Raw genomic sequence first — 22,991 nt, 5'->3', positions numbered from 1 at the left:
TTAGGGTTTACAGCCAGCTTGCGGGCCGCGGCAAGAAGATGCTAGCGCCCAAGGGATGGAACCAGCCCCTCCAGCACCGGAGCAGCCCGTTCGGGTCGTGTTCAAACCTTTGCTTATGCTGCTTATTCTGGTGGTGGGCGCTGTCGGGCTGCGGCATGTGCCCGCTTTGGAGCATGTGCTGGACAGTACGGATATGCTGCGCACGGGCCTTACGGGGCGGCTGGTGTTTGTGCTGGGGGCTTGCGTCTGGTGCGCTTTTGGGTTGCCCCGGCAGGTGGCCGGTTTTGCCGCGGGGCTGACTTATGGCGTGGCCGAAGGGCTTGCCATGATCACCATAGCTTCTACATTAGGGTGTGTGGCCGGTTTTTTATGGGCCCGCTGGGGTGGTCGTTCATGGGCGCAGGCGCGCCTTGGGCCACGGTTTGAAAAGCTGGATGCGTTTTTAACCCACAAGCCCTTCCTGAGCATTCTTACATTGCGCCTTCTGCCGGTTGGTTCGGCCCTGCTGCTCAACCTGCTTGGGGGCGTGTCTGGCATGGCGGTGTGGCCATTTGTTGCGGCAACCCTGTTGGGCGCACTCCCCCAGAACGCCGTGGCGGTGCTGCTTGGGGCAGGCGTGCAGGTGGGGGCGTTCTGGCAGTATGGTGCCGGGGCCGGGCTGTTTGCCCTGTCTGCCGTGCTGGGCCTGTGGCTGTGGCGGCATGCCCGCATTGCCGGGGCCAGCACACAGGCTTAGGCTCGGCGCTTTTTTTGCATGGGGGGTCTTTGTGGCCTGCCCGCCTTGGTACCCGACCCTGCTCCCCAATTATTTTTCCACAGTGGGATAAGTTTTTTGCGGCACTTACCGAACACGCCATACCCGGAGGGCCGGGTATGATCTCTTCTTCTCCTTCCACCACCACGGCGCGGGATACGGCACAGCCTGTTTTTGCAAACGGGGTGCCGGGCTGGCTTTCCCTTCTGTTGGGGTTTCTCACCGCTGTTGGCCCGATCTCGACCGATATCTATCTGCCAGCCTTCCCTGCCATGGAGCAGAGTTTTCACACCAGTGCGGGCAATGTGCAGTTTACGCTGGCCATTTGGTTTGTGGGCCTTGCCATAGGGCAGTTGAGTGTGGGGCCACTGGCGGACAGGTACGGCAGGCGCATGCCGCTGCTGGTGGGCAATGCGCTGTATGCCGTGGCATCTGCCGTGTGTGCGTTTGCACCCGATGTGACCACATTTTCCGCAGCCCGGTTTGTGGCCTCCATTGGGGCGTCGGCCAGTCTGGTTGTGCCAACCGCCTGTGTGCGTGACGTGGTGTCTGACCGGGCGGCGGGTGCGCGTATGATGTCCCGCCTGATCATGGTCATGGGGGTGGTGCCCATTCTGGCCCCTATGCTGGGTGGTCTGGTGGTGGAATTTGTCTCGTGGCGGATTATTTTCTGGGCGTCGGCGGTCTATGGCGTGGTGTGCGTGGCCCTTGTGCTGTGGGTTCTGCCCGAAACGCTGCCGTACAAAAAGCGCCAGAGCCTTTCCGCCATGACGCTGATAACCCGCTATGTGGGGCTGCTGGGGGATAGAGGGTACAGCATTTATGCCATGATCACGGCATTCTCGACCTTTATGTCCTTTAGTTACCTGACTGCGGCGCCGTTTGTATTTGTGCAGCTATTCCATTTTTCGCCCCTGCGTTTTTCCATGCTGTTTGGGGTTATGTCCGTGTTCATGATCGGGGCGTCGCAGGTGAATGGCCTGCTGGTCGGGCGGGTGGACCCGGCCCGCCTTCTGTATGGCGCTGTGGCCATGTCGGTTCTGGGTACGCTCCTTATGGTGGGGGTGAGTGTATGGGGTGGCTGGTACGCGCCTGTGGCGTACAGGCAGTATGAGGTCTGGCTGGTGATTGGCGCCATGGTGCTCGCACTTGCCCCCACGGGGGTCATTTTTCCCAATGCGATGATGATGGCTCTGGCCGACCATCCTTCCCAGGCGGGGGCTGCATCGGCTCTGGCTGGCACGTTGCAATACGTGCTGGGTGCGCTGGCAGGGGTTGTGGTGGGGCAGTTCGCGGCCACATCTGCGTTACCAATGGCTGGATGTATGGGCTTTGGTGCGCTTATGATGCTGGGTATGCATATGTTCCGCCCTGCTACGCGGGATGTTGCCTGATCCTGCATGGGCAGCCATGCCTTGCCCGGTTATGATCAAGGTGCCATGCCCATGGGGGTGGCGGTACACACAGAATGGGGGGCATGCCTGACATGCTACGGCATCCAGCAAGACGGGCTCATATTCTGGCTCTTATCGGGGCTGGCGTGCTGATTGTAACCTTTGGGGGCATTGGCATAGAACTGGGCAATGATATGGCCCGCCACGGCAATCTGGACCGCCAGAGTACTGCGGCGGGCAGTTATTTGCGTGGTGTGCACCATGCCACCAGCAATGCCCGGATCTGCCATTATGCCTTTGAGGCTGAACACGACCCCGCCGATGGCGAGTGTTACTTACAGGCCATTACCCAGCTTTCCGATGCCCGTGCTGGGTTTGAGGGTTTTCGCTCCGTGCAACTGCGTGAGGGCGGTGGCCGCAAGGAAGTGCTGGGGGTTGTGGAAAAGCAGCTCCAGACCATTAGCGCATGGCCCAGATCGGCCGAGGCCATGCCGCAGGGTGGTGCGGCCCTGCTGGCCACACTGGACCAGAACCTGTCTGTTTTAAGCCGTGCCAGCACGCTTGATCAGGCGGACCGCGTTGCCAACATGCTGCGCAATACAAGCTGGCAGCGCAGGCTGGCACTTTTGGGTATTCTGACCGGTGTGCTCAGCATGATCTCTGCTGGCTGGGTGCTGGACCGCTCATCGCTGGCCGCAGCACGGGCCGAGGCCTCATCGCGCGATCTGGCTTTGCGGCTGCGGGCCACACTGGACAGCCTGAGCCTTGGCGTTGCCGTGTTTGGTGCGGATGGGTGTCTGTGGCACTGGAACGAACAACTGGCCACGGTGCTTGGTCTGGGCAAGGATTTTTTGCGCACGGGCCTGTCCTATAATGCCCTGAGCGGCATGCTGGTGGTGGATGGCGTGCCCCTGCTGGAGCCGTTTGAACATATTGAGAGCAGCCTGTCCAAAGGGGAGCTGGCGCCTCCGGTTGTTGTGGAATGCAAAGGTGGTAACGGCGCGGATCTGGAACTGTGCCGCACGCTGTTCTTTGCCCCCGATGGTGCGGCCGAACGGCGTGGATTTGTGCTGACTGCGGCCGACATTACCATGCGCCTGCGCAGTGAACGCGCTTTGGGCGAGGCGCAGAAACTACGCGCGCTGGGCCAGTTGACCGCGGGCATTGCCCATGACTTCAAAAACCTGCTTACGGTTATTCTGGGCAATCTGGAACTCGCATCGGAATATGACCAGCCCGATCAGGTGGAGCAGCGGCAGGAATATCTGTCCGCCGCCACCCATGCGGGCCACCGCTCGGAGGCTCTGACCGGGCAGCTCCTCTCCTTCATGCGCCGCCAGCGTGGTGCGCCCGATTCGTTGCGTCTGTCTGACCTGTTTTCCTTTTTGGGTGGCCTGCTCGGGCGTGTGATCGGCCCGCGCATTGTGGTGGAATGTGGCGTTGTGGCCGATGTCTGGCCCGTACGCGCGGACCCCGCCCAACTGGAAAGTGCGGTGCTCAATCTGGCCATCAATGCGCGTGACGCCATGCCCTCTGGCGGGCGGCTGCGCATTACGGCGCGGAATGTCACGTTCTCCGTCAATGCCGATCTGATGGGGCTGCCGGTGGAGGAGGGGCGCAGTATTCGGGTTGTGTCCGACCCATCCCCCCTGCCTGCGGGCGACTGGGTCCGGCTGGATGTGGTGGATAGTGGTTTTGGTATGACGCGGGAGGTTATGGACCGCCTGTTTGAGCCATTTTTTACCACCAAGCGCGAGGGAGCGGGTACGGGCCTTGGCATGGCCATGGTTCTGGCTTTTTCCCAGCAGGTGAATGGCCGCGTTGTGGTGGCAACGGGGCATGGTAGCGGGACAGAGGTTTCGTTGTGGTTGCCGCGCGCCATACCGGCCAGTGCCGGGGCAGATGGCTCTGTGGTGGACGTTATGCCCGCGTTAACCCGCCCAACCAGTGCCCCACCACAGGCGCAGGCGCGCAGCCTGCAGGTGCTTGTGGTGGAGGATGACGCCGCCATTCGCGATATTGTGGTGACCATTCTCAGCATGGCTGGCCACAAGGTGCTGGAAGCGGGAGATGGCGAACAGGCGTTTGATACAGCCGCCGGGGTTGATGGGGAACTGGACCTGCTGGTGACAGATATCCAGCTTCCCGGCCCGCTGGATGGGGTGACCCTCTCCCGCGTGCTGGTCGAGCGGTACCCTGCGCTGGCCGTGGTGTACATGTCGGGCGATCTGACGGCCGATTCCCCGCCGCCGGAGGGGAGTGTTCCCAATGTGCGCCTGCTGGCCAAACCTTTCCGCCGCGATGGGTTGATAGAGGCCGTAACCGCAGCGCTGGGTGCGCGGGCGGGGGTCTGACCAGCCAGATCTTCCCTTGCGGAACGCTCCCGTGCGGGATAGAGCGGGTGCCGGTTTGCCACAGAACGTTCGCCAGCGGTGCTTGACCTATGGGAATAAGGCAGGATGAACGCGCTTCCACAGCGTTGGGCGCATGGATGAAGGATTGTCAAATACCATGACGGGACGTCAGGATATCAACCTTAAGGATTACATCCGTCACATTCCCGATTTTCCCAAGCCGGGCATTTTATTTTACGATATTTCAACCCTGATGCGAAACCCCGATGCATGGCAGATTGCGATGGGCCGCCTGACCCGCCAGATCGCGCCCTTGCAGCCGGACCTGCTGGCGGCTGTGGAATCACGCGGGTTTTTGACGGCCGCCCCCATTGCAGACCGTATGGGCTGCGGTATGCTGATGCTGCGTAAGAGCGGTAAGCTGCCGGGCAAAACAATCTCGCACACATACGAGCTGGAATACGGTTCCGATACGCTCGAAATTCAGGCCGATGCGGTCAAACCCGGCCAGCGCGTTGTGGTTATGGATGACCTGCTGGCAACAGGTGGCACACTTGCCGCCTCCATTGAACTGCTGCGCAAGGCTGGAGCCGAGGTGGTTGGCGCATCCGTTCTGGTTGAACTGACAGGCCTTGGCGGGCGCAGCAAGCTGGACACGACCGTGACAAGCCTGCTGTCCTACGAAGACTAAAAGCGTACAAACGGTTTTCGTTTGTGCCCCGTCCTGCGCGGAATACTGGGTGCAGGACAGGACAGACGAGGTGTGAATACGCTTTTGGGCTTCTTTGGGGTAAGAAGAAGCAGATGGCAGTCTTTCTGATCAGTCCTGACCGGCAGAACGCGGCATGAAGGCTGCGGCGTTTTCGTTTGGCCAGTTCTGTCAGGCCTTCAGGACCATTGTCCGGCAGGCGCTGGAGGGGGGTGGCCCCCCGCGTGATCTGAGCAAACTGCGCTGGCTGTATTCACCCAACCTTCTGTCTTTTGGCTACGCGCTCCGCACAACGCTGTCTTCCCTCATAGCCCTTGGCATTGCCCTGTGGTGGGAGCTTGGCAGCCCGCAATGGGCGGCCCTGACCGTATGGATGGTTGCGCAGGGTACGCGTGGCAAATCCATCGCCAAGGCGCGGTGGCATATGTTTGGCATGGTGGTGGGCACAATCTGTGCCCTTGTCCTTGTTGGCAGCATGCCGCAGTCTCCGCTGCTCTATATTTTCTGGCTGGCTGTGGGTATTGGCGGCTTCTGCTTTGTGGGTACCCTGCTGCCCGGCCCAGCCACCATGACCAACTACCGCATTCATGGCATGCGGGCTTCCGGTTTTACCTACGCCATTATTGCGCTGGATGGGGCTGCGGCCCCGGACCAGATTTTCCATATCGCCATGGCGCGCGCCACCTACATTACGTTGGGTATTGTGGTGGAAACCACCATATCCTCCCTGTTCCAGTACAGGCTTGGCCTGCGGGCCAGAAACAGGCTCGCCACCAATTTTGTGCAAGCTCTTGATGGCGCGGTACCGGCGCTTGTGCGCCTGCTTGGGGGGGACCGCCGCGCGGTGGCCAATTCCCCCGGCGTGTTCACAACCATTGTGGGCCTGAGCGATCAGGTCGAGTTTGCTGAAGTGGAAATGGGCGAGCACCAGCACGAGGGGGACCATGCCCGTGCCGCCCTTGCCGCCATAGCGGTGCTGATGTCGCGCGGGTTGGACCTTGGTGCGCTTTTGTCCATGCCCGAAAGTCAGGGCAAGGATTACCTGCAGGTTGCAAGGCAGGTGGCTAGTTTTTTACAGACCATTCCCCAACGCCTGTCTGACGAACTGCCAGTAGCCCCGGTCCTGCGGGATCTGGTGGCCCTGCGTGCGACCTGTACCCAGCTTGCGGCCACCTGCCTTGAACAGGAAATGATTGCAGCCACCCATCCGCCCATTGATGCGGCGCAGGAGAGCAGCCTGTCGCGCGAGGGGCAGTTACTGCACAAGCTGGGTGCCATTCTGGATGAGTTGCAACAGGCCATCGAACAGTTTGAGATGAGCCGTAACCCCGAACCCCATGACCATTTTCGCTACCCCATGCGGAGTTACCGGGACTGGCGCATGGCCTTTACCAATAGTCTGCGGGCGTCGGTTACCATTTTTTGCTCCGGCCTTATCTGGATCACCACAGGCTGGACGGATGGGCTGACATTTATGATGTTTGTCTCCATTGTCTGTGCCCTGTTCTCCACGCTGGAGCAGCCAGCACTGGCCACGCAGGCGTTTTTGCACGGCACGATTTTTGTTGTGGGCATGAGCGGGCTTTTGGACCTGTGGGTTATGGCCCAACCAACTATTTATGAAACACTGGCCCTTTGTCTGGCAGTGCCCATGCTGGTGGGGGGGCTGGCCTTTGCGTGGCCACCGCTTATACTGGCGGCCGTTGCGTACAACCTGTTCCTGCCTATTCTTATCGGCCCGATGAATGAAGGCCGGATGGACGAAATCCTGTATTTTAACACGGCCCTGCCGTTGTTTCTGGCCATGGTTTTTTCCATGTGGATGTACCGGCTGTTCCTGCCGTTTGACCCCGATGGTCTGCGTTGGGACCTGCGCGTGAGCATTCTGCGCCGCCTGCGCAGGCTGGCCCAGCACCGCGCGGCCCCTCCCATGACGGAAATTATCGGCCGTGGGGTGGATGGCTTTGTCCGCCTGTCTTCCATGACCACGGATGACGGGAACACCTATGTGCGTGACCGCTACGTAAGCGGCGTTCTGTCGGGCATGACCATAGAGCTTAATCTGTTGCGCCTGCGGGTTATTCTGGGGCGGAACATTCTGCCAGACGATGCCCGGCACGCCACACAGGCGATGATGAACCGTATGCAGCAGTTTTCGGGCCGGTATGGTGGCCAGTATGGGCGTACAGCCCGTGCGGCCACTCTGGCGGTAGAGTACCTCTCCCGCATGGAGCAGGCCGAAACCAACCTGTCCGTGCGGGAGGAAATGCTGCGTGTGCTGGCTAGCCTGCATGTGATTGCAACGGAACTTAAAGAAAATCAGGCGTTCTTTGATGCGTCTTCCCCATATCTGGACAAGGCGTTTACCTGAACGCAGAGTATGCCAGATGCTGGTCACATTCGGGGAAGGGACCGGGTGGCGGCAGGTGCGCAAACGCGTAAGGGAGAAACATTATGCCAGATGCAGGAATTGCATGGGATAACGCGCGGGCCAGAATGGTGTTGCGCTCCATGTTTGATGCAGCCGTAGCCAGCGCCGACCCGTTTGTGGTGCTGGCTGACCACCTCCCCCCCAAACCCAAAGGGCGTTGTGTTGTGGTTGGGGCAGGCAAGGCCTCGGCAGCCATGGCGGCCGCACTGGAGGCCGCATGGCCAGATGTGCCGCTCGAAGGCGTGGTGGTCACGCGAGATGGGCATACTGCTCCCACCCGGCATGTGCGTATTCTGGAAGCCGCCCACCCCGTCCCCGATGCCCGGAGTGAGGCCGCTGCGTGGGCCATCATGCATGCTGTTGCCGGGCTTGGGCCGGATGATCTGGTCATTGCCCTTGTCTCGGGCGGGGGGTCGTCCCTTCTGGCTTTGCCCGCACCGGGGCTGACGCTGGAAGACAAGCGTCTTGTCGGTCGGCAATTACTGCATTCTGGCGCAACCATTACGGAAATGAATAGTGTGCGGCGGTATTTGTCCGCCATTAAGGGCGGGCGCTTGGCGCAGGCGGCAAGCCCCGCACAGGTGCTGACACTGGTGATCAGTGACGTGCCGGGGGATGATCCATCGGTCATTGCCAGTGGGCCAACCGTGCCACCTTCAGGCACTGCGGCGGACGCGCTGCGGATTGTGGAACGGTATGGGCTGGACCTGTCTCCCACCGTGCGTGGTGTGCTGGAACAGGCTGTGGCTGAGCAGCAGGCGCACAGGCCCGTGGCAGACCCACGCAACCGCGTGGTGCTGATTGCTACCCCGTTAATGGCGCTTATGGCCGCAGCCGATGTTGCGCGGCAACACGGTGTTACACCGCTTGTTCTGGGCGATGCGCTGGAGGGGGAAAGTCAGGTCGCGGGCATTCTGCTTGGCGGCATGGCGCGCTCGGTGCATTTGCACGGCCTGCCTGTGCGCCCCCCTGCCGTGTTGTTGAGCGGGGGGGGAAACAACGGTCACCATCCGCGCGGGTGAAGGGGCGGGCAAAGGCGGGCGGAATACGGAGTTTTTGCTCTCCTGTGCCCACTTTCTGGGTGGGGAGAGCGGCATATGGGGGCTGGCGGGGGATAGTGATGGCATAGATGGCACGGATGATGCCGCAGGCGCCATTTTTGCCCCCGATACGCTGGCCCGTGCGGCGCAGGTGGGTTGCCTGCCCGAACCGTTCCTGCACAACCACGATAGTTACAGTTTTTTCGCAGCGGTGGATGATCTGGTCATGACCGGCCCGACATTGACCAATGTGAATGACATACGCCTGCTTCTGATAACCTGAGCGGTGCAGGCTCAGCCGCCTATGGCACGGGCAACCTCGCGCCGTAAGGCGGGGATGATCGTCGCCCCGAATGCCGGGGTGCGCCGCTCCCACATGCCTGTGCGCCATGAAGGGTGCGGTAGGGGAAAATAGGTGGGCAGGAACTGTTCAAACTGCTCCACACGCTCAAACACCCGGCCTTTGCCCAGCACATGGTTTTGCGCATAGGACCCGACCAGAAGGGTCAGTTGTATATTGGGCAGATGCGCCAGAATCTGCTGCCGCCATAATGGCGCGCATTCTGGCCTTGGGGGCTGGTCTCCGCCTTTGGGCAGCACACCGGGGTAACAGAGTCCCATGGGTACAATGGCCACTTTTTCCGTATCGTAAAAAAGGTCGCGGTCCATGCCCAGCCACGCCCGCAGGCGATCGCCCGAGGCATCGTTAAAAGACTGCCCTGTTTCATGCACTTTGGTGCCGGGGGCCTGGCTTGCAATCAGCAGCCGCGCGCGGGGGGAAACATGCAGGACCGGCCGTGGTCCCAGTGGCAGGGTATGGGCGCAGGCCGTACAGGCCCGGACCTGCTGGAGCAGGGTCTGTAACGGGTGGTCTTGTGGTGTGTGTACCAAGGGGTGTCCTTGTTCGGGCAGTGTTGTGGCGCCGGGGTGTGCCCGGCTTACTTTAATGTGTGGTCGGCAAGCCTTGAAAAAAGGGCTGGAATGTCCTCCTCCGCGAGTTCCCCATAACCGTGGGAGACCAGATTATGGAGTTCGGGCAGGCCCGGGCTGGACCGTGTGCCAGCGGCGGCATAATTGCCGGGGAAGCGGATTCCCGCTTGTTCCGCCCGAGCCAGAAAGGCGTCCACCTTGCCAAATGCGCCGGGCAGGAACCAGCTCAGGCGGGGAGCATGTTCTGTGCCACAGAATTCCATACGGCCCAAAAACCGCTCCAGCGAGGCCATAAAAACCTCCCTGCGCCGCATCATGACCACCCTTGTGCGCCGCAAGGCATTGTCCAGTTCGCCCGAATCAATCATGCGGGCCAGAGCCTCCTGCTCTAGCCACGGCAGGCCGTTACCGGTCAGCAGCTTGGCCTCCAGCACCGCAGGCAAAAAGGCCCATGGCACAACCAGATAACCAAGCATAAGCCCGCCACCAAGGCTGGGGGCAAACAGCCCGGCATGGAGCAGGTTACGCCCCCCGGTCAGGGACAGGAGCGAGGGGAGGGGCTTTTTTTCAAACGAGAGCAGATCATACATCGACTCCTCAAGCACAAGGCAGCGGTCCTGCATGGCCAGCGTTGCAATATGCCTGCGGCGTGGGTGCGAAAGCGTGACGTTGGTCGGAATGTGGCAGCCCGGATTAACGCACAGCAAGCGGGCCTGTTCGGGGGCCAGATCAGCCAGCTTCAATCCCTTACGGTCAATTGCGCCATTGACCACGTGCATGCCCAGTTTTTCGTATAACTGGCGTTTGCCCGGGTAGCATGGGTCTTCCAGAATAACATTATCGCCCGTTTTGAGCAGGGCATGCGCAATAATGGAATGGGCTTGCTGTAGCCCTGTAATAATAATGATCTGTTGCGGATCAATGGCTACGCCGTGGCGTAAATGCAGCCACCGCGCAAGCGTGGCGCGTAGGAAGGGTAGCCCCGCATTGGGTTGGAACTCTCCCCCCCGTTTCCAGTTGTCGCGCAGGAGCAGGCGTTCGATTGTTTTTTGCCACGCGGGAAAACGGTAGAGCGGCATATCACTACCGAATCCGAGGTTAAAAATCCCATCTGGTGCTCTGCTGTCTTGTGCGGGGTCCCCGATAAACGCCTGACCGGGCCATGATGGCACACCAAGAGATGCCGCCGCCCCCCCCCGTTCGTTGCCGAGCAGGGCTACGGAACTTGTGCTGCAAGGTGGTGTAGGGTGGATAAATGTCCCGCGTGACGGGCGTGTTTGTAAATACCCTTCCGTTTCCAGATTATCAAAAACAAGCACGACCGTGTTGCGCGACACCCCCCAGCGTATGGAGGCCTCCCTGATGCCGGGCAGGGGGGTGTTGGGGCGGAGCATGCCAGAGGCAATGGCGGCAATAATCTGCCGCATAATCTGCTTTTGCAGCCCCTCGCGGGCGTTGCGGTCAAGTTGGGGCACAAACATGGGGAGCCTCTTCCTACGCCTATTACACTATTTAATTAAGTTAAAACCGTACCCATAAAAATTATAAAAACCGCCACTGTCGTAAAATGCAACGAAATAATACTAACTCAAATAGTAAATGGTTAAAAACAACGCGGCGTGGAACATGATCTATCCTCCTTCATCTCCGGTTTCCCGGTCCTTCCTCTCCCTGCCGGGGCGAGCTATGGCCTGCCTGTCCACGCGGAACCGGCTTGCATGCGCTGCTTTGCCATCCCTGATTCTGGCATCAGGTCTTGTGGCGTCCGCCACGTCTTCCGCCCGGGCCGAAAGCCAGAGCAAACCTGCACGCGCCAAAGTCGCGCCGGTGCCAGATAAGGCGGTCAAGGCCGACAGGGCGGTTCGTCCAAGTGCATCGGGTGGGTTGGAGACCGTTATGGTCACGGCCAACAGACGCACACAGGATATTCAGAAAGTTGCTGCAACGGTTACGGCTATCAGCGCGACCACAATCGCCCGCCAGCATATGGATAGTGCAGTCGATGTGGCGGCTTTTGCCCCTAACGTGCTGGGCTATAATTTTGATGGTCGGCTGCGCCCACGCTATTACATTCGTGGTGTTGGTAACGGAAACGTTGCGAACAATGCCATTGGTGCTGTGGCTGTTTACGCAGACGATGTTTATCTGAACAGCCTGACCTTTCAGGGTTTCCCGCTCTTTGATCAGGCGCAGGTTGCCATTCTCAATGGTCCGCAGGGAACGTTGTGGGGCAAAAACGCAACAGCAGGGGCCATACAGTTTACGTCCCGCAAGCCAGAATTCAAAAAAGAAGGCCACGCACAGGTCGATTTTGGCGATTATGGTCAAAAACGGGGTGAGCTTGTGTTCAATACCCCCATCATAGCGGATACGCTGACCACACGCCTGTCTGTTCGTCAGGAAAATTCCGATGGTTGGGCAAAAAATTCCAGTACAGGCAAGAATGTTGGCAACTTTGGCGACTTTGCCGCCCGGTTCCAAACGCTTTGGCGGCCTTCGGATGATCTGGAGTTTTTGCTCAACACGCATGTGCGTGACATGCAAAGTTCGAACGTGCCGTATTATAGCGCTCCGGGAAAATCGGTCTATTCACCGCTCCAGACTGGTAGCCGGGACTGGACAAACTCCAATGTGAACGGGCGGCAGGCGCTTGTGTCCGAAGGGGTGTCCCTCCACACAACATGGTATCCGGGCCATGGGCTGACCTTTACATCCATTACGGCGTTTGAAAACGCACAGCGCCGCCAGACTGGGGATGGGGATTATACACCGCTTGAATACAGCAGGAACTATGACAAACTCCATCCCACACAGGTCAGTCAGGAGTTCCGCCTTGCATCGGACCCACACCAGCGGATCGCATGGATTGCCGGGGCCTATTATTTTCATGAAACCCTGAACGACCATTATGCAACGGCCACGCTGCCGCCTGGTGCGCCCACAACGCCTGCCATTATTGGTCAGCCTGCCTTTGCATCCACGCAGTACCGCCAGACAACAGATAGTTTTGCCCTGTTTGGCAACACAACCATTCATATTGTGCCGTGGTTTCAGGTCGCTGGTGGTGTAAGGTGGACACATGACCACCTGCGGCTTGATCTGGACAGTGTTCAGGCAACCTCTCCTGTCTCGTTCGCGGGGAATGCGACCAACTGGTGGAATGCGCAAAACATCCTTTCTCCCATTGCCGGGATTGACAGTTACCATGGTGGAAGAAGCTGGTCGAATGTCAGCTTTGACGTGGAGCCACAGTTCCTGATTGGTAAAAACCATATGCTTTACGCACGTATTGCCGATGGCTACCGCTCTGGTCTGTTCAATACCCAGATTACCCCTAATCCGGTCAATCGTGGTGGCACGCCATTGCAGAAGGCAGGGGCCGTTAACCCCGAAACCCTGATTTCTTATGAGGGGGGATACAAAGGGAGCTGGTTCAACCACCGCCTGACCCTGAGTGCCGATGGTTTTTATTCCGAGTATGACAATATTCAAACGTCATGGACAGCAACGGACGCGGCTACAAAATCAACTATTATTTCGCTCACCAATGCAGCATCGGGGCGCACTTTGGGTGGGGAGTTCTCCTTTCAGGCCCGACCCGTTGATGACCTGACAATTTCAGGGAATGTGGGTGTTCTCAGAACAAAGTTTACAGAGTTTACGGCTCCCACGGGTGCCACCAGCCTGAAAGGGAACGAGTTCGCCCGTGCGCCACACCAGACCGCCAATGTCTCGGTCGACTGGAACTTCCGCACCGGTATTGGCAAAGGCAGCGTTGGCACACACTGGAACTATACGGGGCATTATTACTACCTCGTTTCGAACGAAAAAGCATCTGCGCTTCAGCAATCTGCTGTGTGGCAGGGGGATGTTCATGCATCCTTCCGTCCGGGCAACAGCCGGTGGGAACTGAGTGGTGTTATAACCAACATTACAGGCAACCGCTATCTGGTGCAGGTTCTGCCTTATTCTGCGACAAGTCAGCGTTTTACTTACCAGTACAGTAATCCTCGCATGTTCCTGCTTTCTGCGCGTGTAGACTTTTTTTGAGGACGGTGCGCCATGACTACTCGCAAAACTGTAATTGACCTGCACTCCCACTGGTTTGCACCGTCTACGCTGGATATTCTGGGCCGTCGTCAGGATGCGCCGCGCATTGGACGCCAAGGTGAGGAACTCGCCATTTGGCGCACGGGGGCTGGTGCGGGCAAGGGGGGCGCCTTCCCCCTTGGGCCACAGTGGTATGACCTGCAAACCCGGCTGGCGCATCTGGATAAAGTGGGTGTTGCACACCAGCTTTTATCTTGGCCAACAACACTGGGGGTCGATGCGGCCCTCCCTTTTGCCGCTACACAGGATTTGTGGACCCAGTGGAATAACGATACGGCAGCCCTTGTGGCACAGCATCCGGCCCGCTTTAGTGCTGTTGCAGCCCTGAGCACGGATAATCTGGTCTGGTCGGCCAAAGAACTGGAGCGCGGGCACGAAAAACTGGGTCTCATTGGTGGTGTATTGCCAGTTAACGGGTTTTTCTCCCGGCGTTCGGCAGAGGCCTTCCGGGGTATTTTTGAAGTTGCGCAGGCGCACCGTAGCCATATCTACCTGCATACAGGGTTTGCCAGCCCCAAGGTGCATGGCCAGCCGCCTGATATTCTGCATGATGATAATGAAGCCCTGCGCTGGGTTATAGATAACGGGTTCTGCTTTGCTTCGGCCGTTGCAACCTTGGCGTTTACAGATTTTCTGGCCCCGTTCCCCGATGTTACAATCCAGATCGCCATGCTCGGTGGTACGGCGTTAGGTGCGCTGGCGGCGGAACAGGCCGAGGTCTCGCCCCGTGTGCAGGCCGGACCATTACGCGAGCATTTTCAACAGATATGGCTGGATACGGGGGCCGCAGGGAGCGGCACGGCCGCTGTTGCTGCTGCTGTGCGTGTTCTGGGGTCTGAACGCATTGTATTTGGCTCCGACTATGCTCCCGTGCCCGATATTCAGCCAACGCTGGAGCGCGTGCGCGCGGCCACGGCAGCGGACCCCGATAGCCAGAGAGCGGTTCTTTCCAACAATGCACAGCAGCTTCTGGCACGCCACGGCGTGCATGTTGCTCATCAGGAGTAAGAGGTCATGACCCGTCCGGTTATCCATTATACCCGTTGCCCGTCAGTCCCGACCATTAGTGCGCTGGCAGAGGCATGGGGCACTTTACGCACCGAGTTTGCGGAGGAAAAGGATGTTGAAATTACGTTTCAGTCCGTAGGGTTTTCTCCAAAAACGGAATATGACCATAAGGACCGCTTCTGGCTCCGTAATGCCGGACATGCTCCCGCCATATGGAAAAAAAGCCATGGTGTAGACTGCAAGGTTGTCGGTCTGGCTTTTCTGGATGGCCGTTATCCGGTTCTGTCCCTGCATTCTTCCGCGCTTACGGCACCGGGTACACTCAAGGGCAAGCGGCTTGCGGTGTTTTATAACCCGGACAGCCCGTTTGACCTGATGATTGCGCAGCAGCTTAAAATCTATCAGACAACTCTGGCGACCGCCGGGCTGGGGCTGGATGATGTTGAACTGGTGCGTATCCCCCGCGCGTTTCCACCGCGCGGTGGGCGGGAGAGTTTTTTGCTGGCAGGCTTTCGTTCCGCTCTGGCTGCGCTGCAAGAGGGTGTGGTGGACGCGGCGGCAGCTTCTATCCCCCCCGATGGCGGGCTCTACCCACGCCTGAACGTGGTGTATGATACCCGGCTGGCGCCGGACCTTGTCTCCCGCGTGCATCCGTCAGTTTTGCGGGGGCTGGTCGTCAGCACGGCACTGATCGAGGAGCAGCGCGACCTTCTGGTTCGTATTGTGGCAACACTTGTCCGCACGGCGGACAGGGCTGCAACCCAACCGCTTGAGGCGCTGCGTGCTCTGGCATCCGATCTGGGGCAGGCGCCTGAAAATCTTGCCGCGGTGTACGAGAACATTGCTCAGGGTATCCGGCTTGATCTGAATGATGATTACCTTGAAGCACTGAACGTACAAAAAAGCTTTTTGTTGCAGCAGGGGCTGATCCAAAAAGACTTTGATCTGGAAAGCTGGGTTGATCGTTCAATTCTGGCGGACGCTACGGCTCTTGCGCGACGCACACCCGAAAAATCTGTGGTTTTTGCGCACGCTCAGCCAGCATGAGGATACGGCCATGTCATCCACTGCAACAACTCTTCCTCCGGTCAGCCCGCGTATGACAGCCACGCCAGGTGTTGGGGCAACAGTTGCCTCGCGCCATCCTGCGCTGGTTCTGTTGCTGGCTACGGGTACGGTCTGCGCCATGGATAACATGGTTCTTTCCGGCCTGCTGACCCCGATCAAGGCTGATCTTCATCTTTCGGATGCGGCTTTTGGGAGTGTGTCTTCTGCCTCCACACTGGCTGGTATTGTGGGGGCACCGCTCTTTGCTGTGCTGGCGGCACGGTTTAGCCGTCGTTCCGTGCTGATCGCCTCTATTGTGCTCTGGAGCCTTGCTTCAGCGGGTAGTGCGTTATCGACCGGGCTGGCTACGCTGGTTTTGTGGCGCACACTCACCAGCTTTGGCATGGCAGCCTATCAGGGCATTGTTCCGGGCTGGCTGGCTGATCTTTATAATAAAAAAGAACGGAACTTTGTTTTTTCGCTCTTTATGTTGCGCAACAAGCTTGGTTCCGCGCTGGCATTTGGTATTGGCGGATGGATTGCAGCACATTCCAACTGGCATCAGGCATTTTTTCTAACAGGTCTGCCCGGTCTTGTTCTGGGGGTTCTGCTGCTGTTTGTGCCCGAACCAACTCCGGGCCAGTCTGATGGTCATGTTGGTGCTGTAGAGAACAATATAAGCTGGAAAGAGCATTTTTCTGTTTTCCGTATTGCGCCCTATACCATTCATCTGATCGCGCTCAGCCTGTTTTTTTCCGGGACCATTACGGCCCAGATGTGGCTTCCCGCGTTTTTGCACCGTGTGCATGGTCTGGATAACCTGCATGCTACGGGCTTTGCTTTTTCGGCCCTTATGCTCACGCTCCCGGCTGGACCAGTGGGGGGGTGGCTGACGGGGCGTTACCTTGCCGGTCGCACGGGGGGGATTGCCGCATCGCTTGCTGTGAGTGCTCTGCTGGCATCTGTTTTGTTTGCCATCGCATTTACGTCTTCCTCCCTGCGGGTCTGCGAGGTGTTTTCCTTACTGGCGATCGCCTCTTTTGGGGCAACGGCCGGAAGTCTGACCACTTTGCTGGTGGAGACTGTTCCTCCGGCCCTGCGCACTATTTCTGGTTCTTTTGGCGCCATGGTGGCTGGCGGAGCCTCCGGTCTTTTTGCTCCGTGGCTGCTGGGGCTGATTTCCGATCATGCGGGTCTGGCGCTGGCCATTCTTATTGGTCCGGCTTTTTACGCAGCATCATCCATTTTCTGGATATGGCTTATCATCTACTCCAAAAACAGTTCACGGAAAGGCTGATATCATGACTTTTATCGAAAAAAACACAACTTTTCCTGCCCCACGTAATGACCTTGTTCGTGCAACGCGCCCTCAGAAGGTAGAAGCTTATCCGCAGGACTGGGTTAAGGCGGCGCAACAGCTTGCACAGGAGTTTGCGCAAGGAGCCGTTCAGCGCGATCTGGACGGTATAAGGCCAGTGGAGCAGATCCGCCGCCTGCGGGAGAGCGGGCTTGTCAGCCTGCTTTATCCCAAAGCGCTCGGTGGCGGTGGCGGGTCGCTCCGGGATGCGGCGCAAAGCGTGCTGGAAATTGCTAAGGTTGATGGCTCAACTGCTGCCCTGCTCGGGTTTAATTACTATAATTCCCTTGTGCCGCTCCTGACCGATTACACAGGTGCGAACGACGGGATTGTACGCCATGCTGCGGATAATCGCTTTTTTTGGGGGAATGTGACGCAATATGTAAATAAGGAGTTTGTGGCGCAGCATCATCCCGATGGGGGATTTACCATTACCGGGACCAAAAAATGGAATACAGGTGCGCCCCTTGCCGAAATTACAACATTGCTGGCCATCCATCCCGATCAGGATCGCTATATTTACGCAGTTATTCCCACAGCGCGCGAAGGGCTGGAATTCCATAATGACTGGGACCCGATAGGCCTGCGTGGCACGGATTCTGGCACTATTACGTTCCATAATGTGCGTATTTTGCCGCAGGAAGTCCTGCATTGGGGCCATAGCCCTGCCCAGACTGGGCCACTCCCTTTGTGGGCCAGTTTTGGCGCCATTTTTTATACGGCTGTTTTTATCGGTCGTACTCTGGGGGCTCTGGAACAGGTGCGTGAGTGGGTTCTGCGTGGGCGGCGGCAGGGCAGCTTTGGTGGTGTGAGTGTTTCAGCCGATGACCCGTTCATTCAGGCCGAATTTGCGGAATACTGGGTGCAGGTTCAGGCTGCGCAGGCGTATTTTGATCGGACAATCGCTTTTGTGCAGGACAAATGGGAGCAGCGGTCGACCTTAACGGATGAAGACTATGGAGCCATAGCATTGGAAACACTCTCGCTCCGCACGTTTGCCGCGCGCACTGCGCTGCATGTTACGCCCCGCGTTTTTGAACTGCTGGGTGGCCGATCCACCGGGCGGGAGGCGGACTTTGATCAATACTGGCGGGATGTCCGGACGCTGTCTTCGCATGATCCAGAGGTGTTGGCGCGCCGTGTTATTGGCAAGCATGTTCTGCATCAGGAACCCTTGGTTTTTCCAGCACATTTCAAAAATGATAAAGCTGTGTAAAACGGAAAACTGTTTGTTTTCTGGCCCATTCCGAGTGGGCAATGTATGGAATGCTCACTCGGCGTTATTGTGAGAAAACCCACTGTATTTTCATGTAATGTGAAATAAAATAATGGGTTGATATGGCCTCCGGAAGTTTCCAGAAACGGAAATTTTTGAGAGGCCATTTCTATGTGGGCAGGCCGTAGAGAGCGTATGGGTGGCTGGTCATTCCGACTGACCAAAGCCGGTATATAGCTGAATTTTTTCCCAGAAATTATTAAGCGTAAGGGCATAAAGCGCTCGACCTTCCGCCTTATTCAGAAGGACGGGTAAGCAATGCTTTTGTCTTTATAAAGAGTTTTCATGTTTTGTTTTTGGCTACTTGTGCATGGAGCCGGTGAGCATTGGGGGAGATAATTTTACGCGCCTATCGCACCAGCTTTCTGCCATCAAAAAAGGATGGTGACTGGCCATGCCGTTTCTTTTGTTCATATGAAACAGTTGTAGGCGAGGTCATATGATTGGAGCGGTAACGGTAGCATCTGTATTGCTATGATGGAGTATCATGCTTTCGTTTGAATACTGCTTAAGAGTTGCCTCTACGTTTCTGAGGTATGAAAAATACCGCTATTCAATCATTCAATTTACGAATTTGGGCGCTCAGGAAGTTCTTGGGGAATAAGCCATAAAAAAACACCGCAGTGTTGCCACTGCGGTGTTTTGTAGTCTTGCCCGCTAAGTGAGCGGCAGAGGTAAGGTCTGGAAGACCTTACTGTTCTGCGTCCACCCCGTTATGGGTCTGCGGAGCAAAGGTCCAGCCAGAGCCGTAAGGCTGCGGCATGAACAGGCCCCATGTTGACGTGGCGGACGTGGGGTCAGCCCAGCCGGTCGTCGGGATCGGAGCGTGGTCCAGACGGAGTTTCTGAACGTCAGCAGCGGTCGCATTGGCCGGAGCCTTGTTGCCCCATGCGGAGCGGACAAAGTTGACCACATCAGCCATCTGCTGGTCGGACAGAATGCTCTTGTAGTCCGGCATGGCAACGGCAGAAGGTGCCCAGTTGGTGGGCGGCAGAACACCACCGGCCATAACAATATGGGCAATGGAGGTCGGGTCGTCACCAACAACCACCGGATTACCAGCCAGCGGCGGGAACATACGGGCTACACCACCCCCATCATTACGATGGCAGGCTGCGCACTGATCAACATAAACCCGAGCGCCGGGGTTATTGGCAGTGTTGCCTGAATCCAGAGCCTGAGCCGTGGACGGATCGTACGTGTAATCACCCCGGGACGGTGCAACCGGCGGTAGGGCTTTCAGGTACTTCGCAATGGCGTGCAGGTCGGAGTCCGTAAAGTACTGGGTGCTCCAGCCAACCACGTCGGCCATGCCACCAAAGACGGCGGAGTGGTCGGTACGGCCGGACTTAAGGAACAGGTAGATGTCATCTTCAGACCAGCGGCCCAGGCCTACAACCGGATCGTTGCGCAGTGTGGGCGCAATCCAGTTGTCGATCGGAGCACCACCACCAAGGAAGTCAGGCCCACCCGAAGCATCGAGCGCCTTTTCCTGCATGGCAAAGCCGCGGGGCGTATGGCACATGCCGCAATGCCCCGGACCCGTTACAATGTATTCACCACGGGCAATGTCCGCATCCGTGCCCGGAGCAGGCGTAAAGTCCTTGGGCGTGGGTGCAAACATGGAGCGCCAGATCGCCAGCGGCCAACGCATGGACATGGGCCAGCTAATGCCGACCTCACGGTTCTTCTGCGCTACAGGCTGCACACCATGCATGAAGTATGCGTAGAGCGACTTGACGTCGTCCTGCGTCAGGCGTGCAAATGCCGGGTAAGGCATGGCCGGATAAAGCGTGCTGCCATCCTTGCGGATGCCATGGCGCACGGCTTCATCAAACTCCTGCAACGTGTAGGTGCCGATCCCGTAGGTGGGGTCAGGCGTGATGTTGGTCGAATAAATCATGCCGATGGGGGTTTTGATAGCCAGCCCACCTGCAAATTTCTGACCGTTCAGTGCTGTGTGGCAAGCCACACAGTCACCAAGACGGGCGACATATTCGCCCTTTTTGATCAGGTCTTCATCCGCTCCCTGCGCGTGTGCCAGGGAGGTTCCTGCCAGAAGCCCGACAGTGACCGCTCCAAGAGCGGCTTTTAGTCTGTTCATCATCATTTTTACCACTGTATCGCTTGTGTACCGAATGACGTTATGACTGCCGCTTTATTGGGGCGTAATGCCCACGACCGGGGTCTGAGGAACTCCCTGATCGTTCTTTCGGGCATCCACTTCGCGCTGATAGGTCTCGTTCGCCCTCTTGATGAGGTACTGACGAATGGACTCGATTTCCTCAGGCTTCATGCTCGTGTCAAAACGGTCCATGCCGTAAGCGGTCAGTGCGCCGCGACCAACAACGTTGTAGAACGCATCGTCATGTCGGATGGCGCCGGACCAGCGCAGGTCAGGCAGCACGCCAGAGCCTTCACCGTTATCGCCGTGGCATGTCTGGCAGTAGGTCTGGTACTGGAAGTAGCCTTTGGCGGCTTCCTTGGTGTCATATTCCGCAGGCGGCTTGACGGGCAGGAAGCCCAGTTCGTTCATGGCAGGCAGCTGGGCTTTACCATCGAGCGAGAACACGGCCACATAGGAGTGGTTGACGGTCCAGCCAGACGTACGGCCCATGGCCCCCATGGAAATCGGGTAGATACCACCCCAGCCCACTTCAACCGCAACATACTGCTTGCCGTTTACGCTGTAGGTCACAGGCGGAGCAATAATGCCGCTCTGTGCGTCAAACTTGTAAAGGTCGGCACCGTTGGTTGCGTCATAGGCATGGAATTCGCCATTGGCCAGCCCCTGGAACAGCAGGTCACCACCTGTTGCCAGAACGCCACCGTTCCATGGGCCTTTGTGGTCGATCTTCCACACGGTTTCCATTTTAACGGGATCCCATGCGAGCAGTTCGCCCTTGAGGTCTTTCAGGTAAGCAGAGCGGGCTTCGGCCGAGTCAGGCAGGCCGGTCTTGGTCATGTCCAGACCGAGGTTCCATGCATCCGGGTGCGCCTTAAAGCCGCCAACCTGATTCTGGTAACCAAATGGAATCTGGTGTGCGGGCAGGTAGACCAGATGGGTCTTGGGGCTGTACGCCATGGCCATGAAGTTATGGGCACCCAGCGGGCCGGGAATACCGTACCAGAAGTTGCCATTCAGGGTCCACAGACCTTCGGGCTTGTAGATCGGACGGCCGGTCAGCGGGTCAAGGCCACTGGCCCAGTTTTCGTACACGTAGTTCTTGCCAGCCAGGAATTCACCCGTCTTGGCGTCCAGCATGTAGAAGAAGCCGTTCTTGGGCGCCTGCACCACAACGTGGCGCATTTCACCATTGATCGGCACATCAAGGGTCATGACCTGCTGGACAGAGGTGTAGTCCCACTGATCCATGGTGGTTGCCTGGAAGTGCCAGACATATTCGCCCGTTTCGGGTTTGACGGCCACAATGCTGCCCAGGAACAGGTTGTTGCCGATCCCTTCGGAGCGGTATTTGTAGTTCCAGGGCGAACCGTTACCGACAGCCAGATAGACCAGATCGGACACGGGGTCATAAACGATGGAATCCCATACGGTGCCACCACCGCCCTGACGGACCCAAGCCCCGTTGGGGCCCCATGTCCGGTATGCTTTGGTCATCAGAACATTATCCGATGCAGCGTGGTCGGGTTCGTTCTTGTTGTTTGGAACCGTGTAGAAGCGCCATTTCAGCTTGCCGGTTTCCGCATCAAAGGCGGAGACAAAGCCGCGTGCGCCAAATTCTGCGCCACCGTTACCGATCAGCACCAGACCCTTGGCAATGCGGACGCCACCGTCAACGGTGTAAGAGCGCTGTTTGCCCAAGGAGGCATCGGCGGGAATGGTGTTGATTTCCCACGCTTTTTTGCCGGTCTTGGCGTCCAGCGCAATCAGGCGGCCGTCGAACGTGCCAAAGTAGACCTTGCCGTTCCAGTAGCCTGCGCCACGGTTAACCGTATCGCAGCAGCCTTTGTCGGCAATGTTGCCCGGCACTTTGGGGTCATATTCCCACAACAGTTTACCGGTGGCCGCATCAAGGGCCTTCATTTTGGACCAGTTGGTCGTGGCATACATAATGCCGTCCACAATCAGAGGCGTGCCTTCCTGACCGCGGTTGCTGTCCAGGTTGAAGTACCAGGCCAGCTTCAGGTTACCAACATTGGAGCGGTTGATCTGATCCAGCGGGCTGTAGCGCTGCTCAGAATAGGTGCGTCCATAGGACAGCCAGTTTTCGGGGTGCTCATCGGCGTGGATGATGGCTTGTCCCGTGTCACCCTGACTGTCGGCGCGGGCAGGGGCTGCTGCGTAAGGTAGGGCAGCGGCACAGATTGTTCCAGCCGCGAGAATTCCTAGCAGCGAACGTCTCTTGGCGGAGGCGGGGCGGGTCATGCGTTCATGTCCTCGACTGTGTATCAAGATGAGGAAAAATAGAGCCGGAAATCCGGTTTCTCACACATCAGCCAAGGCGGGCGCTGGATGTCAATCACGCCGAGAGAATAGCTGCATCCCCACATATTCGTTCCTTGGTGGGAACAGGCGCAAGAAAGATCAGTTCCGGTGCATGTGAGAGGAACGGCAGT

Annotated in this window: 14 protein-coding genes and 1 pseudogene; 11 read left to right on the top strand and 4 right to left on the bottom strand. The window is 58.1% G+C overall.

Features of this window, described 5'->3' with window-relative positions; all coding sequences use genetic code 11:
• Nucleotides 1–55: 55 nt before the first annotated feature.
• The 6 genes and pseudogenes from AABE20_RS11985 (at nucleotide 56) to AABE20_RS11960 (ending at nucleotide 8,965) form a co-directional block, all read left to right on the top strand.
• The gene (locus tag AABE20_RS11985; protein WP_338333272.1) at nucleotides 56–736 is read left to right on the top strand and encodes a TVP38/TMEM64 family protein; all 681 of its coding nucleotides are present in this window, start codon (nucleotides 56–58) and stop codon (nucleotides 734–736) included.
• 137 nt (nucleotides 737–873) lie between these two features.
• Nucleotides 874–2,148 (top strand): multidrug effflux MFS transporter, encoded by a 1,275-nt coding sequence (locus AABE20_RS11980; protein ID WP_338333271.1) that lies wholly within the window; start codon nucleotides 874–876, stop codon nucleotides 2,146–2,148.
• A 92-nt stretch (nucleotides 2,149–2,240) separates the two neighbouring features.
• Entirely contained in the window at nucleotides 2,241–4,502 is a 2,262-nt protein-coding gene (locus AABE20_RS11975; protein WP_338333288.1) for an ATP-binding protein, read from the top strand.
• Nucleotides 4,503–4,659: 157 nt separating this feature from the next.
• Nucleotides 4,660–5,193 (top strand): adenine phosphoribosyltransferase, encoded by a 534-nt coding sequence (locus tag AABE20_RS11970; protein ID WP_338333270.1) that lies wholly within the window; start codon nucleotides 4,660–4,662, stop codon nucleotides 5,191–5,193.
• A gap of 154 nt (nucleotides 5,194–5,347) precedes the next feature.
• Entirely contained in the window at nucleotides 5,348–7,582 is a 2,235-nt protein-coding gene (locus AABE20_RS11965) for an FUSC family protein (protein WP_338333269.1), read from the top strand.
• 83 nt (nucleotides 7,583–7,665) lie between these two features.
• Nucleotides 7,666–8,965 (top strand): annotated as a pseudogene (locus tag AABE20_RS11960) (glycerate kinase type-2 family protein).
• 11 nt (nucleotides 8,966–8,976) lie between these two features.
• Here AABE20_RS11960 and AABE20_RS11955 read toward each other — a convergent pair.
• Together AABE20_RS11955 and AABE20_RS11950 are read right to left on the bottom strand one after the other, a co-directional pair.
• Complete coding sequence (locus AABE20_RS11955) at nucleotides 8,977–9,573, bottom strand: uracil-DNA glycosylase family protein (RefSeq protein WP_338333268.1); 597 nt, start codon at nucleotides 9,571–9,573, stop codon at nucleotides 8,977–8,979.
• Nucleotides 9,574–9,620: 47 nt separating this feature from the next.
• The gene (locus AABE20_RS11950) at nucleotides 9,621–11,093 is read right to left on the bottom strand and encodes an aminotransferase-like domain-containing protein (protein WP_338333267.1); all 1,473 of its coding nucleotides are present in this window, start codon (nucleotides 11,091–11,093) and stop codon (nucleotides 9,621–9,623) included.
• 145 nt (nucleotides 11,094–11,238) lie between these two features.
• Between AABE20_RS11950 and AABE20_RS11945 the strand changes: the two genes are divergently transcribed.
• The 5 genes from AABE20_RS11945 to AABE20_RS11925 are packed head-to-tail and all read left to right on the top strand — an operon-like array spanning nucleotide 11,239 to nucleotide 18,350.
• On the top strand, nucleotides 11,239–13,662 hold the full coding sequence (locus AABE20_RS11945; RefSeq protein ID WP_338333266.1) for a TonB-dependent receptor: 2,424 nt from the start codon (nucleotides 11,239–11,241) through the stop codon (nucleotides 13,660–13,662).
• 12 nt (nucleotides 13,663–13,674) lie between these two features.
• Entirely contained in the window at nucleotides 13,675–14,730 is a 1,056-nt protein-coding gene (locus AABE20_RS11940; protein WP_338333265.1) for an amidohydrolase family protein, read from the top strand.
• A gap of 6 nt (nucleotides 14,731–14,736) precedes the next feature.
• Nucleotides 14,737–15,777 carry an aliphatic sulfonate ABC transporter substrate-binding protein gene (locus AABE20_RS11935; protein ID WP_338333264.1) on the top strand — a complete coding sequence of 347 codons (1,041 nt, stop codon included), beginning with the start codon at nucleotides 14,737–14,739 and terminating at the stop codon, nucleotides 15,775–15,777.
• Between the two features lie 10 nt (nucleotides 15,778–15,787).
• The gene (locus AABE20_RS11930; RefSeq protein ID WP_338333263.1) at nucleotides 15,788–17,074 is read left to right on the top strand and encodes an MFS transporter; all 1,287 of its coding nucleotides are present in this window, start codon (nucleotides 15,788–15,790) and stop codon (nucleotides 17,072–17,074) included.
• A 4-nt stretch (nucleotides 17,075–17,078) separates the two neighbouring features.
• Nucleotides 17,079–18,350 (top strand): acyl-CoA dehydrogenase family protein, encoded by a 1,272-nt coding sequence (locus AABE20_RS11925; RefSeq protein ID WP_338333262.1) that lies wholly within the window; start codon nucleotides 17,079–17,081, stop codon nucleotides 18,348–18,350.
• 751 nt (nucleotides 18,351–19,101) lie between these two features.
• On the opposite strand, the gene AABE20_RS11920 is transcribed toward AABE20_RS11925, so the two are convergent.
• Both AABE20_RS11920 and AABE20_RS11915 read right to left on the bottom strand, forming a co-directional pair.
• Nucleotides 19,102–20,520 carry a c-type cytochrome gene (locus AABE20_RS11920; protein ID WP_338333261.1) on the bottom strand — a complete coding sequence of 473 codons (1,419 nt, stop codon included), beginning with the start codon at nucleotides 20,518–20,520 and terminating at the stop codon, nucleotides 19,102–19,104.
• 48 nt (nucleotides 20,521–20,568) lie between these two features.
• On the bottom strand, nucleotides 20,569–22,800 hold the full coding sequence (locus AABE20_RS11915) for a PQQ-dependent dehydrogenase, methanol/ethanol family (RefSeq protein ID WP_338333260.1): 2,232 nt from the start codon (nucleotides 22,798–22,800) through the stop codon (nucleotides 20,569–20,571).
• Between the last annotated feature and the right edge of the window lie 191 nt (nucleotides 22,801–22,991).

Origin of the sequence: Acetobacter zythi (genome assembly GCF_963921165.1) — a bacterium.
In the GTDB taxonomy this organism is placed as follows: Bacteria; Pseudomonadota; Alphaproteobacteria; order Acetobacterales; family Acetobacteraceae; genus Acetobacter.
This window is presented reverse-complemented; position numbering and strand designations above follow the sequence as displayed.

Excerpts from the sequence above, each read along its gene's own strand:
- AABE20_RS11945 (WP_338333266.1), top strand. The coding sequence starts at position 11,239 with ATGATCTATCCTCCTTCATCTCCGGTTTCCCGGTCCTTCCTCTCCCTG.
- AABE20_RS11915 (WP_338333260.1), bottom strand. The coding sequence starts at position 22,800 with ATGACCCGCCCCGCCTCCGCCAAGAGACGTTCGCTGCTAGGAATTCTC.
- AABE20_RS11940 (WP_338333265.1), top strand. The coding sequence starts at position 13,675 with ATGACTACTCGCAAAACTGTAATTGACCTGCACTCCCACTGGTTTGCA.
- AABE20_RS11985 (WP_338333272.1), top strand. The coding sequence starts at position 56 with ATGGAACCAGCCCCTCCAGCACCGGAGCAGCCCGTTCGGGTCGTGTTC.
- AABE20_RS11920 (WP_338333261.1), bottom strand. The coding sequence starts at position 20,520 with ATGATGATGAACAGACTAAAAGCCGCTCTTGGAGCGGTCACTGTCGGG.
- AABE20_RS11925 (WP_338333262.1), top strand. The coding sequence starts at position 17,079 with ATGACTTTTATCGAAAAAAACACAACTTTTCCTGCCCCACGTAATGAC.
- AABE20_RS11930 (WP_338333263.1), top strand. The coding sequence starts at position 15,788 with ATGTCATCCACTGCAACAACTCTTCCTCCGGTCAGCCCGCGTATGACA.
- AABE20_RS11950 (WP_338333267.1), bottom strand. The coding sequence starts at position 11,093 with ATGTTTGTGCCCCAACTTGACCGCAACGCCCGCGAGGGGCTGCAAAAG.
- AABE20_RS11965 (WP_338333269.1), top strand. The coding sequence starts at position 5,348 with ATGAAGGCTGCGGCGTTTTCGTTTGGCCAGTTCTGTCAGGCCTTCAGG.
- AABE20_RS11935 (WP_338333264.1), top strand. The coding sequence starts at position 14,737 with ATGACCCGTCCGGTTATCCATTATACCCGTTGCCCGTCAGTCCCGACC.
- AABE20_RS11970 (WP_338333270.1), top strand. The coding sequence starts at position 4,660 with ATGACGGGACGTCAGGATATCAACCTTAAGGATTACATCCGTCACATT.
- AABE20_RS11980 (WP_338333271.1), top strand. The coding sequence starts at position 874 with ATGATCTCTTCTTCTCCTTCCACCACCACGGCGCGGGATACGGCACAG.
- AABE20_RS11975 (WP_338333288.1), top strand. The coding sequence starts at position 2,241 with ATGCTACGGCATCCAGCAAGACGGGCTCATATTCTGGCTCTTATCGGG.